20 protein-coding genes are annotated in these 15945 nt (G+C 57.3%); 15 read left to right on the forward strand and 5 right to left on the reverse strand.

All coding sequences use genetic code 11. The features are described 5' to 3' along the window. The first annotated feature begins 127 nt into the window (after positions 1 to 127). The 5 genes from SIB83_RS14095 (at position 128) to SIB83_RS14115 (ending at position 3780) form a co-directional block, all read left to right on the forward strand. The gene (locus SIB83_RS14095; RefSeq protein WP_413746207.1) at positions 128 to 1114 is read left to right on the forward strand and encodes a metal ABC transporter substrate-binding protein; all 987 of its coding nucleotides are present in this window, start codon (positions 128 to 130) and stop codon (positions 1112 to 1114) included. Between the two features lie 2 nt (positions 1115 to 1116). After that, positions 1117 to 1857: a metal ABC transporter ATP-binding protein gene (locus tag SIB83_RS14100; RefSeq protein ID WP_413406373.1), complete on the forward strand. Its 741-nt coding sequence runs from the start codon at positions 1117 to 1119 to the stop codon at positions 1855 to 1857. Positions 1858 to 1974: 117 nt separating this feature from the next. After that, positions 1975 to 2769, forward strand: a complete 795-nt coding sequence (locus SIB83_RS14105; RefSeq protein ID WP_413406375.1) for a metal ABC transporter permease — start codon at positions 1975 to 1977, stop codon at positions 2767 to 2769. Positions 2770 to 2844: 75 nt separating this feature from the next. Next, positions 2845 to 3429 carry a hypothetical protein gene (locus SIB83_RS14110; RefSeq protein WP_413402078.1) on the forward strand — a complete coding sequence of 195 codons (585 nt, stop codon included), beginning with the start codon at positions 2845 to 2847 and terminating at the stop codon, positions 3427 to 3429. Between the two features lie 72 nt (positions 3430 to 3501). After that, on the forward strand, positions 3502 to 3780 hold the full coding sequence (locus SIB83_RS14115) for a DUF3721 domain-containing protein (protein ID WP_413746208.1): 279 nt from the start codon (positions 3502 to 3504) through the stop codon (positions 3778 to 3780). Positions 3781 to 3814: 34 nt separating this feature from the next. Here the strand turns inward: SIB83_RS14115 and SIB83_RS14120 are convergent, their stop codons facing one another. Further along, a complete protein-coding gene (locus SIB83_RS14120) occupies positions 3815 to 4276 on the reverse strand; it encodes a hypothetical protein (protein ID WP_413746209.1) in 462 nt (153 codons plus the stop codon). Between the two features lie 206 nt (positions 4277 to 4482). On the opposite strand from SIB83_RS14120, the gene SIB83_RS14125 reads away from it, so the two are divergent. From SIB83_RS14125 to SIB83_RS14155, 7 genes are read left to right on the forward strand one after another with little or no spacing between them, the layout of a single operon-like run. Beyond that, entirely contained in the window at positions 4483 to 5442 is a 960-nt protein-coding gene (locus SIB83_RS14125) for a permease (RefSeq protein ID WP_413746210.1), read from the forward strand. Positions 5443 to 5458: 16 nt separating this feature from the next. Beyond that, a complete protein-coding gene (locus SIB83_RS14130; protein WP_413747385.1) occupies positions 5459 to 6148 on the forward strand; it encodes a TIGR03943 family putative permease subunit in 690 nt (229 codons plus the stop codon). Further along, positions 6145 to 7530: a hypothetical protein gene (locus tag SIB83_RS14135; RefSeq protein ID WP_413746211.1), complete on the forward strand. Its 1386-nt coding sequence runs from the start codon at positions 6145 to 6147 to the stop codon at positions 7528 to 7530. Before SIB83_RS14130 ends, SIB83_RS14135 begins: the two co-directional genes overlap by 4 nt. A 27-nt stretch (positions 7531 to 7557) precedes the next feature. Further along, positions 7558 to 8259, forward strand: a complete 702-nt coding sequence (locus SIB83_RS14140) for a metal ABC transporter ATP-binding protein (protein ID WP_413402088.1) — start codon at positions 7558 to 7560, stop codon at positions 8257 to 8259. Continuing rightward, positions 8252 to 9043, forward strand: coding sequence for a metal ABC transporter permease (locus SIB83_RS14145; protein ID WP_413402090.1), 792 nt, complete (start codon positions 8252 to 8254; stop codon positions 9041 to 9043). Before SIB83_RS14140 ends, SIB83_RS14145 begins: the two co-directional genes overlap by 8 nt. Before the next feature lie 52 nt (positions 9044 to 9095). Continuing rightward, a complete protein-coding gene (locus SIB83_RS14150; RefSeq protein WP_413402092.1) occupies positions 9096 to 9989 on the forward strand; it encodes a metal ABC transporter solute-binding protein, Zn/Mn family in 894 nt (297 codons plus the stop codon). Between the two features lie 33 nt (positions 9990 to 10022). After that, positions 10023 to 11198, forward strand: a complete 1176-nt coding sequence (locus SIB83_RS14155; protein ID WP_413746212.1) for a hypothetical protein — start codon at positions 10023 to 10025, stop codon at positions 11196 to 11198. 290 nt (positions 11199 to 11488) lie between these two features. Here SIB83_RS14155 and SIB83_RS14160 read toward each other — a convergent pair whose 3' ends face one another. Beyond that, positions 11489 to 11623 carry a hypothetical protein gene (locus tag SIB83_RS14160; protein WP_413746213.1) on the reverse strand — a complete coding sequence of 45 codons (135 nt, stop codon included), beginning with the start codon at positions 11621 to 11623 and terminating at the stop codon, positions 11489 to 11491. 704 nt (positions 11624 to 12327) lie between these two features. On the opposite strand from SIB83_RS14160, the gene SIB83_RS14165 reads away from it, so the two are divergent. Together SIB83_RS14165 and SIB83_RS14170 are read left to right on the forward strand one after the other, a co-directional pair. Further along, on the forward strand, positions 12328 to 12933 hold the full coding sequence (locus SIB83_RS14165; RefSeq protein WP_114992061.1) for a Crp/Fnr family transcriptional regulator: 606 nt from the start codon (positions 12328 to 12330) through the stop codon (positions 12931 to 12933). Continuing rightward, a complete protein-coding gene (locus SIB83_RS14170) occupies positions 12933 to 13223 on the forward strand; it encodes a hypothetical protein (protein WP_413746214.1) in 291 nt (96 codons plus the stop codon). Before SIB83_RS14165 ends, SIB83_RS14170 begins: the two co-directional genes overlap by 1 nt. Here SIB83_RS14170 and SIB83_RS14175 read toward each other — a convergent pair whose 3' ends face one another. From SIB83_RS14175 to SIB83_RS14185, 3 genes are all read right to left on the reverse strand, one after another. Continuing rightward, a complete protein-coding gene (locus SIB83_RS14175; protein WP_413746215.1) occupies positions 13224 to 13742 on the reverse strand; it encodes a ferritin in 519 nt (172 codons plus the stop codon). It abuts the gene before it with no gap. Between the two features lie 239 nt (positions 13743 to 13981). Continuing rightward, positions 13982 to 14623 (reverse strand): helix-turn-helix domain-containing protein, encoded by a 642-nt coding sequence (locus SIB83_RS14180; RefSeq protein WP_413746216.1) that lies wholly within the window; start codon positions 14621 to 14623, stop codon positions 13982 to 13984. A 167-nt stretch (positions 14624 to 14790) separates the two neighbouring features. Further along, positions 14791 to 14985 (reverse strand): hypothetical protein, encoded by a 195-nt coding sequence (locus tag SIB83_RS14185; RefSeq protein ID WP_413402102.1) that lies wholly within the window; start codon positions 14983 to 14985, stop codon positions 14791 to 14793. A gap of 130 nt (positions 14986 to 15115) precedes the next feature. On the opposite strand from SIB83_RS14185, the gene SIB83_RS14190 reads away from it, so the two are divergent. Further along, on the forward strand, positions 15116 to 15943 hold the full coding sequence (locus SIB83_RS14190; RefSeq protein WP_413746217.1) for a dehydrogenase: 828 nt from the start codon (positions 15116 to 15118) through the stop codon (positions 15941 to 15943). Positions 15944 to 15945 lie beyond the last annotated feature (2 nt).

The raw sequence follows: 15945 nt of genomic DNA on the forward strand, positions 1-15945 counted from the left end.
ACCATATTTGCTTCACCTGTTTGTTGTCCCTTTGTCGCCAACACTCGATTCGACCACAACACGCGTTCGGTGGCTGGCAGCTGTCATGGCAATGCCTTGATCTGGAGGACTCTTTTAAGCTCAGGCGATGGCTATCGGGAAGTGCTGTTTGAGGGTGTTGAAGAGAAGTCTGAGCACTTCACTGATCTGGGTGGGATTGCTCTTGATTTCAGCTGCCTGTGGCAGTGCGACGCGGCTTGATCCCGCAAAGAACGCTGTTCCTGATTCCGCCCAGGACAGCCGGCCGAAGGTTCTGACCACGTTCACCATCCTCGCTGACATGGCCCGTAATGTTGCCGGCGATAGGCTTCGCGTGGAGTCCATCACAAAGCCGGGAGCTGAAATTCACGGATATGAGTTCACTCCTAGCGATATCGAACGTGCTTCAGGTGCCGATCTGATCGTCGAAAATGGACTGGGTCTTGAACTCTGGGCCAGACGTTTCACCGAAGCGGCGGGTGACGTGCCCACCGTGACCCTCAGCGATGGTGTTCAACCACTGTTGATCGAGGAGGACGCCTACGCCGGAAAACCCAATCCCCATGCCTGGATGTCTCCACAGGCTGCTCAGACTTATGTCGACCGCCTCGTTGAGGCTTTTTCAGAGCTCGATCCTGAGGGCGCATCGCAATACGCCGCCAATGGGGAGGCTTACAAAGCCAGGCTTCTGGCGCTGGATGGTGAGCTGCGCAATTCGCTCCAGGCTCTTCCCCCCGAGCAGCGTCTGTTGGTGACCTGCGAGGGAGCGTTCAGTTATCTGGCGCGCGACTACGGCCTGAAGGAGGCCTATCTGTGGCCCGTCAACGCTGAAAGCCAGATCTCACCACGCCGCATGGGTCGGTTGATTGAACGGGTGAAACGGGATCAGGTTCCAGCAGTGTTCTGTGAAACCACTGTCAGTGACAAAGCCCAGCGCGAGGTTGCCAGGGCATCCGGCAGTCGTTTCGGTGGCAGCTTCTATGTCGATTCCTTGTCGGAAAGCGACGGTCCTGCCCCGACACTGCTTGATCTGCAGCGCCACAATGTGAAACTCATTCGAGCAGGGCTGGGTTCCGCCGCCGATCCAACGCCATGACCATTCGGATCGCAGCCGAGCAACTCTGTGTCGATTACAACGGCTCCGTCGCGCTTTACGACGCATCTTTAACGCTGCCCGCAGGTTGCATCTGCGGAATGGTGGGGATGAACGGAGCGGGCAAATCCACACTGTTCAAGGCACTCACAGGCTTTGTCCGTCCGTCCCGGGGACGGATCCGCATCAACGGACTCAAGGTGGCTGAAGCTCAGCGGGAACAGGCTGTGGCCTATGTGCCCCAGAGCGAGGGCATTGATTGTGACTTCCCTGTTTCCGTATGGGACGTGGTGATGATGGGCCGCTACGGCTCGATGAACCTTTTGCGCATTCCACGTCAGTCCGATCGCCTGGCGGTGCGCAATGCCCTTGAGCGTGTTGAACTGCTGGATCTCAGGGATCGTCCGCTTTCAGCCCTTTCCGGTGGCCAGCGCAAAAGGGCCTTTCTGGCCAGAGCCATTGCCCAGCGCGCTTCGGTGCTCCTGCTTGATGAGCCTTTCAACGGCGTTGATGTGCGCACTGAAAAGCTCATGGCTGAACTGTTTCTGCAGTTGCGCAGTCAGTCCTGTTCGATTCTGATCTCCACCCATGACCTCAGTCATGTCCGTGAATTCTGTGATGTTGTGGTGTTGATCAACAAAACCGTGCTGGCTTACGGAGAAACGTCTGAGGTGTTCACACCGGAGAATCTTTCCCAGGCCTTCGGCGGTCTCCCCCCCGATGTGCTGCGGGGACAGACCCCATGAGCATCAAGCTCTCGATGATGGCTTTCTGTCTGGTGGCGATGGCTCAGCAACAGAGCAGGGAAAGAAGGGAGCCCACCCTTGCCTGAATTCCTGCTGGAACCACTGCTTCACGACTTCATGGTTCGCGCTCTGATGATCAGCGCGCTTGTTGGAGGAGTCTGTGGTCTGCTCTCCTGCTACATGACGCTCAAGGGATGGGCCCTGATGGGGGATGCCGTATCCCATGCGGTTCTTCCCGGTGTGGTGCTGGCCTATGCCCTTGGGTTGCCTTTTTCACTGGGGGCTTTCGTGTTCGGAGTGGGGTCTGTAGCCACCATCGGATTCGTGAAGCAGAAGTCGCGAATCAAGGAGGACACGGTGATCGGTCTTGTGTTCACAGGGTTTTTCGCTCTCGGTCTGGTTCTGGTCTCGAAGACGCGCAGCAATATCGATCTCACCCAGATCCTGTTCGGAAACGTGCTGGGGATCTCCGCGGCCGACATCCAGCAGACCTGGATGATCTGTTTTGTTGTTGTGGCGCTGCTGTTGCTGTTCCGAAGAGATCTTCTGCTGTTTTGCTTCGATCCAACCCATGCCCGCTCGATCGGAATCAACACCGGTCTGCTTCACTACCTGCTGCTGTCGGTGCTGTCGCTTGCGGCAGTCGCTGGCCTTCAGACCGTTGGCATCATTCTTGTGGTGGCCATGCTGGTGACGCCGGGCGCGACGGCCTACCTGCTCACTGATCGCTTTGATCGCATGACCTGGCTGGCGATCGGCAGCAGCGTGCTCTCCAGTCTTCTCGGTGTTTACCTCAGTTACTGGACCGACAGCTCCACGGCAGGCTGCATCGTTCTCGTCCAGACCGGACTTTTCCTGCTGGCATTTCTGCTGGCGCCACGCCACGGAATTCTCTGTCGCCCCTCTTCATGAGGGTTGAGCTGATCGTGTGCTCAACCTTGTGATCTAGCTACACAGCGCATAGCCACGATCTGTTCAATGTCTTTGATGCAGCGCTCATCAGTTCTTGCTGCTGCTTGTGCAGTCTCATCCCTGATGTGCTCACAGGTTCAGGCCAAGCCTGTGGTTCAGGTGTTCAACACTGCAATCACTGAAGCTGAGGTCAATCAAATCCAGCAAGGTTGGTGCGATGCCCTGCTGGCCATCAGTGCTGCCTACCAGAACGGTGGCTATGACGCGGCCAAAGCCAAGGCTGCGGCCGTGATCGATACGGCTTACGCCTACAAGTTCGGGCCTGTGGCTTTCAAGCCCACCTACTCAATCGGTGATGAGACCTTCCGCACCAGCCGAGATGGTGCACTCGCTTACTTTGTGGGGCCGGATCCCACAATCCCTCAGTTCAGAGACAAGAAGCTGGGATTCGCCACCTATCGCCACTGGGTCAGATGTGAGATCAAGGATTATGTGATGCAGTTACTAGGCAACACTGCAAACACGATGGGGCAGGTGATCCTCACTGATGCTCAAGGACAAACGGCAGCTCCGGAGAAAACCTGGACGTTCATCCGTGAAATGGATGGCTCGGTTCGCATCCTCCTGCATCATTCATCAGCACCATTTGATGCTCGTTAGTTCGTAAAGGGGGTGCCAATGGCTGGGCTGATGTTGGAGAATGGGTCAAACACATCTGCGTAGTCCAGCCTGATGCTCCTCTCCAACCGATCCGTCGTTCGGGGTTCCCTGGCCGCCCTGGCCGCACTCACGCTCGTTGGAGCACAATCGGCCCGGGCCCACCACGTTCCAGGCGACGATCACACCGGCATGCTTCTTTCCGGCCAATCCACCAGTACCCAGGGCAAGAAAGCCTTGTTCAGCACAAAAGCTGAGGCTGAAGCCGCTGCTCCTGGTTTCGATTGCGAGGGGGCTCACCAGATGGGTGGTCGATGGATGCCTTGCTCACTTCATGGCAAGGGCGCTCACTGATCAGCCTGTTGATTCCAATCACCGCTTCAGGTCATCAGAGCAGTGATGGCCTGAGTCGACTCGGCCGGTAGCTCAGCAGAAATTTCTGATCCTCGGCTCGGACTGCGGCTCGAACCGCAGTGATGCAGTCTTCTTCTGTGTTCCAGATCCAGATCTGTTGAGGAATCTGTCCAAGATGGTTGACCGTGGTGCTGACAGGGGAGCCGTAGCGGGCTCTCAGGCCTGCCAGCACTTCAGTCATCGAATCGCTCGGCAGGCTGTACACCAGTTGTTCCAGGCCCTGATCGCTGAAGCGCAGATCAAGCTCTTCAACGGGGATGTCGCCGATGTGCTGGCTGCTGATGCGATAAACAACCGAAGAATCCGCGTCGAGTGAGCGAGCTGTCTCCAGAGAAACGTTCAGACGCTCTTCAACAGTGGAGCTGTCCATTCCCCACTGCAGGCCGGGAATGCAGGCCATAGTCTGTGCGGGAGCCAGAATCATGACGACTGCCATCAGCGGACTTATCACCCATCGCCACGAGAGCCGCATCAGAAAGACAAGGCCGACAACACATGCCGGACGTTAGTGGTGAGAACCGCAGGTGTCTCTTCTCTTTCAGCAGCTGATCCGCTCAGGAGTGCGCTGTCGACATTGCAGCTGATGATTCCTAGGTTGATTCGACCACCGATTGCGGTTGTGGCTGAAGGGCCCTGAGCTGAATGACGCGTCTCGCCACAGCCTGGGCCATTTTTCAGGGTCTGCTCATTGAAGCGCTGCCGTTCCTGTTGCTCGGCGTCACCATCGCAGGACTGGCCCGCTGGATGGTTCCCCAGTCGGCCTGGGTCCGTCGTCTGCCGAGGAATCCCCTGCTGGCACCCATCGTTGGAGCCTTGCTCGGGTTTGCCCTTCCGGCTTGCGAATGCGGCAATGTTCCAGTGGCTCGTCGCCTCCTGGCCAGCGGCGCACCGCTCGGTACGGGATTCGGCTTTCTTTTCGCTGCGCCGGTTCTCAATCCCATTGTTCTGGCCAGCACATGGGCGGCATTTCCCGACAAGACCTGGCTGCTCTGGGCCAGGCCTGCTGGTGCTTTTGCGATTGCACTGGCTCTGAGCGCTCTGCTGGGACTGATTCCTGAATCACGCCTGCTTCAGGCTGCTCTGCTGGAAGAGCGGAGGCTGAGTCAGCCCCTGTCCAGCCTCGGATTGCTGGAACGCCGAACAGGCATGGTCGGCGTGGGCCCTGCCAGGCCTGAAAGGCAATCCCAGACAACAGCCCTTGCACCGCATGAGCTTCTGTCTCACAGCACCAGGGAATTCCTCAGCCTGCTCACCTTGCTGGTGCTCGGCAGTGCACTGGCTGCAGTGGTTCAGACCTGGCTTCCGCGCAGCTGGCTTCTGGCGCTGGGAAGTGCGCCGACGCTCTCGGTTCTTGCCCTGATGTTGCTGGCGTTGGTGGTCTCGGTGTGTTCGAGTGTGGATGCTTTTCTGGCCCTCGGCTTCGCCGCCCAGGTCACTCCGGGAGCCTTGCTGGCGTTTCTGTTGCTGGGGCCGGTGGTCGATCTCAAACTGGCCGGGTTGTTCACTGTTTTGCTGACCCCGCGAGCCATCGCAATCACATCGCTGGCTGCATCACTGATGGTTCTGCTGATTGGTCAGTGGGTGAACCTGATTCAGATCTGATGAGGTGTCAGCCGTGATGAGGTCGTTGCGTCATCTGCGTCGCTCCGCAGTTCTTCCCCCACTGGTGCTCACGCTCTGGGGCTGGGTGCTGGTGTGGAGCAGCCTGTCCTCCCGGCTGGATCTGCTGCTGAATGCGGCCTTTCACCCGGTGGTCGTCATTGCCGGTGTGGTTCTGATGCTGCTCGGACTGCTGCAGTTGCGGCTGCTCGGTCGGCGTCGCGCAGGAGTTGCGCCACTGGTCTGGCTGTTGTCCGCAGGCGTGGCGTTGCTGATCCTTGTTATGCCTCCCGAACCCTCCTTCAGTGATCTGGCCGCAAGCCGCCCGGACAGTCTTCCGGCGGCTCCAAGCCTGAGTTTTTTCCTGCCTCCGGAGCAGCGCACGCTGACCGAGTGGGTGCGTTTGCTTCGAAGTCAGCCTGATCCGGAGTTGCATGCGGGTGATCCTGTGAGGATCAGTGGTTTTGTTCTCGATCGCCCCGGCGAACCCTTGCAGCTGGCCCGCCTGACCGTGCGTTGCTGCCTGGCGGATGCAACGCCAGCCGGTCTGCCGGTGGACTGGCCGGAAGAGGCGAATCCTCAGCCGGATCAATGGTTTTCGATTGAGGGAACGATGATCGTGCAGGAGCGCAACGGGGTTCCGGTCAGTGTGGTGAAGCCCAACCGGATGACTCTGATTCCCAGGCCTGATCGCCCGCTCGAACCATGACCCTGCAGGCTTCACCAGCTCGTCCGCGGCTGTTGTTCGGATGCCTTGCGGCTCTGGCCGGTCTGGCTGTTGTGCAGCAGCAGATTCTGTTGCGACGTCCACCCTGGCTTCACTCCGTGGCCATTCAGCCGCTTCGTTCCGGAGCCGCTGCGCTGGATGTGACCTTCAGCAGGCCGATGAATCGCGACACTGTCGCAGCCAGTTCCCTGGCTCCGGATCTTTCTCATAGCTGGCTGGGTCGACAGAATCGGCTGCGGCTTCTGGTGGACGCCGGCCAACCCATTGAGGGGCCACTGCGCCTGGGTCTGCTTGGTCAGGATCTGAGGCAGTTGTCCCTGAAGAGGCAAGTGGTCTGGTGGAACCCCAGGCCTCATCTGCTGGCGGTGGTTCCCAGCGCCGATGGAGAACAGTTGCAGCTGCGCCTGCGGGATGGACGTTGGCAGCCGCTCGCTCCTGTGCAGGAGCGCATCCTGCAGATTGAACCACTGGGCAACGGCACCGGGGTGGGACTGGTCAGTGATGACAGTGAGGCACGGCAGCGTGTGCTTCTGCGTCACCTGAGTCAGCGTGCACTGAGCATTCGTGAGCAGGGTCTCGGTGATCCTGATCTCGGCAGTCTGGAAGAGCTGGAATCCGGAGCTTCTGGATCACTGCTGTTTGCTCATCTGAGCAGCAATCAACTCGGTGAATTACTGGTTCAGCTCGGCGGGTTTGAGCCGGAAAGTGATCGTGTCTGGATTCAGTCCAGAGGCAACGAACAACGGGAACTGGATCTTGAGGCCAGCGGTCCTCTGCGTCTGCTGCCCGATGGCAACGGGCTGGTGCTGCCGTCCTACGACGGTCTCGAGCTGTTGCCACTCAATCCATCCCTGGATGGAGGATCACGACAGTCGCTGCCTGGGAGCCGGGAGGTGAAGGCCTTCTGTTCCGGTTCCGGTCGCGCTCTGCTGGTGCGTCACTGGCCTGATTACCGCCGATCCCTTGAGCTGGTGATTCCCGCCCGCCCTCCACAGCAGGTCTGGCTGGGTGAGGCCGGCGTGATGGCGGCGGCCTGCGATAACGGCGGTGATCGACTCTGGCTGGTGCTGCGCGATGCCGGTCTGCGCACCGAGGATGTGCTCCTGCAGCTCAACAGCGAGGGTCGGGAGATTCGACGACGCTCCCTCGGGCCCTGGCGTTTGAGTTCGGGGTCGGAACTCGATTACGACCCGGTGAGTGATCGACTGCTCACGGTGGTGCAGAAGCCTGAGGCCGATCATGGACGGATCGCTTTGATCGCCGGCAGCACACTCAGTCTCGAGGTGCTCGATCAACCGGCTGTGCTGGCGCGTTGGCTGCCTGCCGGTGGTGCTCTGACTGACTTTTCTGATCCGACTCGATAGGTTGAGTGAGAATCGTTCTCACTGACCGTGGGGGTGCCGCCTCTTGTTGCCCAGGGTCTTTCCGTCTCCTACGGCAACCATGTCGTTGTTGATGATGTCTCGCTGACCCTGGAAGCCGGAACGCTCACGGCTCTGGTCGGCGCTAACGGTGCCGGTAAATCCACCTTGCTGCATCTGCTGCAGGGCCGGTTGTCCCCCTCCGCCGGCAGGGTCGCCTGCGATGGCATGCCGATCCAGAGCTGCCGTGACCGCGTGGTGCTGATGCCGCAGCGTGGGCGGATCGACTGGTCATTCCCGATCACCGTGCGTGAGTTCGTGGCTCTTGGAGAGATGGGGAACAGCTCCTTCGGTTGTTGTGACAGGGAAGCGGCGTTGCAACGCGTTGGTCTGGAAACGCTGGCGACTCGCCGATTGGATGCCTTGTCGGGAGGTCAGCAGCAACGGGCATTGCTGGCACGCACGCTGGTGCAGCCATCGAGGGTGCTGTTGCTGGATGAACCCTGCGCCGCGATTGATCCGCCCTCCCGTGAGCAGTTGATTGCTCTGATGCGTCAACTTGCTGATTCAGGTCAGACGCTGCTGGTGAGCAACCACGACTGGGGCGCGGCTCTCGATCTCTTTGACCGCGTGATTGTCCTCGATGGCAGTGTCGTGGCTGATGGTTGTCCCGAGCAGGTGCGTCGCATCCTCGGCCGCAACCCTGCTTCCCAGGAGTCATGCCATGAGTGAGCTTGATCTCTGGCTGGTTCCCCTGTTGATGGCCTTGCTTGTTGGGGTGCTCTGTCCGGTCACCGGCACTCTGCTGGTGACACAACGACGCGTGTTGCAAGCGAATCTGATTTCCCACGCTGTTCTTCCCGGAGTTGCCATCGCGGTGGCATGCGGTGTGGACCCGGCCATCGGCGGTGTGATCAGCGGTCTGTTGGGGTCTCTTGCGGCTGAGCGCATGCAGCGGGGACAACCAGCTGGACAGGAAGCTGTGATCAACACCGTGCTTGCAGGCTTTCTCGGCCTCGGTGTGCTGCTGATTCCGGTGCTCAACATTCGCCTTGATCTGGAGGCTCTTCTGTTCGGCGATCTTCTGATCGTCGACTGGGCAGACATGTGCCGGGTTCTTGTTGCTGCCGCTGCGATGGCTGTGTTGCTGCTGAGCCGCTACAGGCAACTGGTTTTTCTGGGTGTCGATCCGGAGGGTGCCCAGGCAGCGGGCTTGCCGGTCCGGGGTTTGCAGTTGGTTCAGGCACTGGTCACATCCATGGTGATCGTCAGTGCGATGGCGGCTGTCGGGGTGATTCTGGTGATCGGCCTGCTGTGCGCCCCTGTGCTTCCGGGCCTCTGGCGAGTCAGGAGTCTGCGTGCCGCAATGCTCCAGTCGGCATCGGTGGGCCTGGCCCTGAGTGCCGTGGGCTTCCTGTTGGCTGTTCCTCTCAACTTGCCTCCAGGCCCCCTGATCGGAGTGGTCTGCATGGTTCTGCTCTGTCTGCCAGGCCTGCGACCTCTCAATGCGGCATGACTTGCGAGGTTGGTGAGAATGATTATCATTTCCAGAGATATTTTGTCGCACCTTGCCCGTCCCTCTCGTCACGGCAGCAGCAGGAACCCTGTTAGCAGCTGCGTCTTCAGCCCCCACGGTTGTTGCAGTTGATGGCGTTCTTTGCGACATCACCAAGAAGCTGGTGGCTGATCAGGCCCGAGTGATTTGCCTGATCCCGCCGGGCGCAGACCCGCACACGATGGCCCTCAGGCCGGCTGACCGCAGCAATCTCAGCAAAGCCAAGCTTGTGCTGCTGAACGGTTACAACCTCACCCCCGCTCTCAAAGGCGTTAAAGCGGGTGGTCCGGTCGTCTCCGTTGGCGAAATTGCCGTTCCCAGCAATCCCCTGAATGATCCGCATCTCTGGCATGACCCCGCCATCGCGGCATCCATGACCAATGCGGCTGCGGCGAAGCTCAAGCCTGTGTTCAGCGGCTCTCAGGACGCCGCGATTGACCAGCGCCGTGCTGCCATGGATTCAGTGCTCGGTTCACTGGGAACCTGGACCGGGCAACAGATTCAGACAGTGCCTGCTGAACAGCGAGTTCTGATTACGGGGCATCGTGCCTATTCCTTCCTGGCCCGTCGGTTCGGCATTCGCGAGCTTCCGGTCGTCGATGAATACGCCACCGGTGGCCGCATGCGCCCCTCCAGCCTGAGTTCCATCAGCAAGGCGATCAAGAAATCCGGAACCAAGGTGATCTTCCCTGAAGCACTGCCTCCTTCCAAGACGATGCGACGGATCAGCAAGGCCAGTGGCGTTCCACTTGCCGGCAAGCCCCTGTTCGCTGATGGCCAGGCTCCAGGGAAAAGTCTTGTACAGACAGCAACCGGAAACATCTGCACCTTCGTTGTTGCCCAGGGCGGTCGTTGTGATGAAAACGGTGCAGCTCAGCTTCAGGAGAGATGGGCCTCAATTCGCTGATTCATCTGCACGTTGTTCCGAATTTCTGATCCGATGCTCTTCTCTCGTCATTCGTTCCTGAATGCCGCCGCGGTTTTTGCCTTGCTGCTGGCCGGTGACACTGCAATCCGTGGTGTTCATGCCCATGGCGGACATGGTGGTGGCGAACAAGTGCCCGAGGGTGAATTCCGGGTGACTCCGGTGATCACCATTGAGGGTCATGGAGGTATGGAAACCAACCTCGATGGCAAGCCTGAGCACTACGCCATTGATGGTCAGTTTGGTTATGTCTTCGAATGGGGATTGCCCAACAACGGTGTTTTCGCCATTGAAGGTTCCATAGGACCTTCTCTCGTGTATGGAGAGGCTGAACACTTCTATGGGGTGGTTCACGCTCATGGTCACGACGACCATGACGACCACCCTGGTCACGGTCATGGGGACCATGACGATCACGATGACCATGACGACCACGCTGGTCACGGTCATGAGGACCATGGCGATCACGATGATCATGGCGACCATGCTGGCCACGGTCATGAGGGGCATGACGATCACGATGACCATGACGACCACGCTGGTCACGGCCATGAAGGCCATGACGATCACGATGACCATGGCGACCATGCTGACCACGGCCATGACGACCACCATGGTCATGCGCATGGATCAGGCGCACCGTTCAAGCGCACCGATGTTCGTGGTTATCTGGCTGCCCGCTATCAGCCCAATGAAAAGCTGGCTTTCCAGGTTGCCTGGATGCCTTACTACGTGACAGGTCCCGGAGAAGAGTTCGGGGAAGGTCTTAAGAACGAAGTGGGTGTGAACATCACATACGCCTTTGGTGACGGCGATGTGAATTTTGCCCTGGGTGATGGATTAGAAGATGTGATCGACGGCGTTTTCATCTCCGTTGAAAACAGAACCGGATGGGAATCCGACAGCACCTATATCGGCAACTACACCGATGTCTGGCCTGGATTTGGTTTCAACGTTGACCTGCTGAATATCACACTGTCTGGTGGACCTCGTTTCTATGTGCCAGGCAGCTATTCAGGTCTCTCTTCCCGCACCGACTGGGGCGCTGAGCTTGAGCTTGAATATCCGATCACGGACACCATTGCTCTGTTTGCTCACTGGGAACCTGTCTACAGCTCTGAAGATTGGGGCTCAGAGGGTGGCAAGGGCTGGAACCACCACATCGGCACTGGCGTGACCTTTTCGTTCTGATCGGCTGCAGATCGTCTGCTCATCACCTGTTCAGACAATCTTGACTGGCTCGGTTTTTAACACTGCCTGCTGCAACTCTGAGTTGCAGCAGGTTCGTTTATTTATTGTGAGATCCTCCTGCAGATCTGAGCACTATCAATACTTGTATTGTTGCTGTTGGCATGACACCGATCGGAATTGAACTGGTCTACATTGATTTCAACAGCGTTGGATGTTTAAAATATCATTATTCATAGGTGGTATTGAGTTGACATTGACACCGATTTTCTGATTTAAAACGATCAGCTTGTTCAGCCCACTTTCTTGATTTGCATCCACATAATTGTGCTGATATCGATTTTGATCAAGGTTTCAAGATGCTCCTGTGTTAATGCTCGGGCATCATTTTCTCGCCCCTGAAGAGTGAGCTTTGAGAGTTGACCCATGCACCAGTTCTGGAGTGCAGCTGCCTGGGCTCTGCGGCATCCGTGATGGCACTGTTCCGGCAGATCCATAAACCTGGATTTGATGGAATATGTCTACTTGTGCTCATGAATCAGTGCGGATCCAAGCTCAACATCTGCACGTAGCGAAATTCACCCTTTGCAGTTCCAGTATCAAATGTATTGATCTTTTTGAGTTGGTGATCCCGTTGTTGTTAGGGCTTTGCCTTCGTTCTGAATTTCAGTCTGGCTGCTTTCGTTCAAGACATCATTTCTCTCAATCATGAAGTTCCTGCTTGACCGGCGGATCTCTGTTCAGCAGCTGCCGGTCAGTGTTTTTTGGGAAAGCTCCAGGGCTTGATGGTTGAGGCCTGGGCCTGAGCTGGCATAGGCGCTGATTGCGATTTGCGGACGCACGGAGCCCATATGTAACGAGGTGCTACGGCTGATCGACAGCAATTTTCTTGGCTGCTCCGGACCTGCCTTGCCGTTCCGCCGATCGCTTCGATAGCGGTTTTTGCAGCTGTCAAGTGGGATTTGGCCGGTTGTGGAGGTTGTCTTCTCTACTTCAAAGCCGGCGTCTTGTCGGGACCTCCGGTAGCAAATGGCTCAAATGAACCCCTACTGCTCCTGAGAATCGCTTGCATGAAGCTCAGTTTTGCTTCTAGAGTCGAGATCGATTCTCAATAGCAGGACGTTATCCGTCCATGACTCTCTCGGCTTACCGGTTTCTTCCCGATGCTCCCGTGGCATTGATGACGATGCCTCGTCACCAGACCGTGTTGATCGACCCGGCTTCTGCTGGCCAAGGCAGCATTCTTGAGGTCCACGAAGGCTTCTGCCGCGTTTATTGCCCCTGCGAGGAAACAGAGGGCATGACCCTCGCTTTTCTCCAGGCCGGTGATCGCCTCAGAACAGATCGCCTCTGCAGCGAAGGCATCTGCGTTGAAGCTCTCACAGACCTTCGCCTGGCCCGCAGCGTTTCATCTGACGATGAGGTCGGTATGGACGCGGTCAATGAATGGACGCTGCAGCTTCTGCGCATCCGTCACCTCGGCCAGGCTGAACAGAGGCTTCATGCGCTCTTTGCTCTGCTGGTCAATCGACTTGGCAAGCGCTGCAGCGATTGCTTCCAGCTGCCCTTCCGCCTGACCCATGACCGCCTTGGTGAGCTGATCGGAGCCACACGCGTCACAACGACACGTCAGGTCTCCAAGTGGAGAAATGTGGATCAGATGAACTGTTCCGGTGGGGAATTCACCATGAACTTCTCGATCGACATGATCAGCACCGCACCTCTGACTCATCTCTGATGGCTGTGATCACCCGCCAGGGCAGCAATCTCATGACATCGCTCTGCCGTGATGCAGATCGCTGCTCCAGGCGGAGCCGTCAGATCACTCAGCAATGCAACCTGTGCCTCAGCAAGTCCCTGTTGAAACGACTGCACACTGAGCAGGCTCAGATTGAAAGACATCTCCGAGAACTCCAGAAGTTGATCGCAGGACTGGATCGCGATGCCCTGATCGATCCTGTGGCTGTGGATTTCGTCAGTGAAGTCACCCGTCGGGCACTGCTGAAGAGTCGTTTCTCGCTGAACTGATCACTCCAGCTGGGCGGGATGGACGATTCCCTCTCTCAGTTCGTTGTCAATGATCAGCACTGCAGCTGCTTGGCCATCAGCGAATTTTGTTCGTCCAAGCAGATGAGCAGCTTCATGTTCGGCTTTGATCTGTGCTTCGACCATTGTTTCGAGGAACACGGTGCTGCGTGTGTCTCCAGCCTGTTCCGCCGCCATTAAAAGTTGTTGGAGCGACGTTGTTACATCTCTTTCCGTCAGAAATGCGGTGCACGTGACGTCGAGCACTGACTTCCAGGACTGATCAGGAGCCTCGAGGGCCTGCAGTTCCGGGGATTGTGCGCGTGCGATCAGGTAGTCAGCAACCTTGGCTGCGTGCTGTTGCTCTCCCCTGGCTTCATCGTTGAAGTGCTTTGAGAATCCACGCAATTCCCGTTCACCCATCCAGATGGCAGCGGCGAAATAGGTCGCATGGGCCTGGCGTTCCATGTTGAAGTGGGCCTGAAAGCCCTCCAGCAAACTCGGGTCCATGGATTCGGCCATGGCTCGACCGGATGGACCTTTCAGCGGTTGAACCTGCTTTGAGGGGTCAGACAACATGAAACCAAGGCGCCTATGTATCAAATTTACATGAGTTATCCGGTCTTTCGATAGGTCCTGGTGTCTTGATTGATCGGCGCTGTATAATGAGATGCATTCTCAGCAGCTTGGAACGTGCCGGTTCATCAGCCTCAGAAAAAGAAAGGTTGCAAGAAATCCAAGTGCTCGAAATGGAAAGGCGGTCAGTGCAAATGCGGTCGGGGCTGAGCGAACAGTTCTTCCTGTTTGGTTCTCAGTTGAAGAAGATTTAGACGCATGGTTTTTGTTGCGACATCCACGTCGATGAGATTCTGTCGCTGCATCCATCCCAGGTGTCTGCTGACTGTGGGTCTGGTGCTGCTGATGATTTCGCCGATGCGTCTATGGGACAGCCCTGAGATCACAGACTGATCAGTGGAGGAATCCTGAATGTTTCTTGTTTTTGCAATTAATAATAACAATTTAATTAAACGCTCAAGGCTGTCTGCGGGTTGCTTGATTTCATAAAGATTGAGTATCCAATTTTCCAGAAAATAATTGGTATCACCCGTTTGGTCTTTTGGGTTGAAATCAACTTTTGATGGCTCAAGTGCTTCGATCATCAGTCTTCGCTGATTGTTCCAGGAAAATGAGCAGCTTGTGCCTGCATGGATTAATGCGAGTGTGGATTCAGTTTGGATATTTTCGCTTTCATTCACGCAATAAAGGCGAAGAAATCCATCGATTACACTTAATTGAAGACTCCTGTTTTCACTTTCGTTCGTGATAATTCGATGTTGGCTCGATTTTTTCAGCCTGATGACTGACCTGGCAGGAGTTATCTGATTGGTTCCGGCCTGCGCCATGTCATTGAATGGTGCGGACTTGACAGAACGCACCCTCGAGTCCCGTCGTTATAACAGTGCAGGCTTGCCTTTGATGCGTGTTGTTTGATACGCGATCGCTGCTGTTTTGTGATCACTGTTGTTTCGTGATCGCATGGTCTGGTTCTGACTGGTGCCAGTCAACGCATTCAGATCCTGACCTTGCCCACCTCCGCTTGAAGAGGCGATCTGCCTGTGCTGATCAGAATCGGTTGACGGGTGTAGATCTCCACGCGGATTCCACTCCGCGCCACAACAATCAGCGTCCGGCTGAGAACCACGATTGAGGTGAGAAGAGCAATCGGCCAGATCAGGGCCATCATCAACGCGGTCAGATCAACCATGGTCTTCGAGCTTTCCAGTTCCTGAAATAGCAATTTCCGCCTCACTGCCGGCTTCGCTCAGTCCCTGGCGCGGCGGGGGGGGTGACGAATGGAGCCAGGCCAGGCACTATGGTCGCCCATGTTGAATCCCATGCGTCGCCTTGCCGGGCTCCTAGGGGGCTTTGTTCTTCTGGCCTTACCCGTGTCAGGGGCCGGTTTGATGGAGCTGCTTGACAGCATGAAGCCGGTTCGGCCCGAACGGTCGGCAGTGCAGCTTCCTCCTCTGCCCCTGACACCCGGACGTGGCAAGAACTGGGTCGGCGAGAGCATGCCCAGGCAGGATTCGTCGATTCTGGTTCTGGCTGGTCACGCCGATTCCCAGCGGATGTACGGTTCCGGCACGCCTGGCTGGGCTGTGGGTGTCGGTGGAGCTGCTCCGATGCAGGCGGGAATCACGGATGAGCTCTACTGGAACCTGCGCACTGCCCGAGCCGTCGTGGCTGAGGGCAAGAAGCAGGGTTTGAACATCAGCTTTTACGACCCCGGTGTACGCACCATCCGCAACGAGCGGGATCCGCGCACCAACTGGTCTGTGGGCCAGGACCATGCGTCCAAGGGGGGCTATGTCGTCGAAATCCACTACGACGCTTATTCACCCCATGGAATCGGTGCAGGGATCATTCCAGCTGTTGCCTATGGATTTTCCGTGATGGACGAAGCGCTGGCGAAGGAATTCGGTGCCTATCCCTACGATTACCGGGGCATGCTCGGAGGGCCACGCAGAGGTGTGTCGATGCTGGAAATCGGCATGCTCGAGGGAGCTCTGGAGAGGGGGCTGCGCGATCCAAAGCGTCGCAAGCTCACCCTCGACAACATTGCCAAGCGCGTTGTTTCAGCATTGCGAGAAGGTATGGAACAAGGGACATCCCTGAGGGCGGTCTGCCCACCCACAACTGGAATCGCGGCTTATTGCCGTTAGCG

Source organism: Synechococcus sp. MIT S9507 (assembly GCF_047304715.1).
Classification (GTDB): domain Bacteria; phylum Cyanobacteriota; class Cyanobacteriia; order PCC-6307; family Cyanobiaceae; genus Synechococcus_C.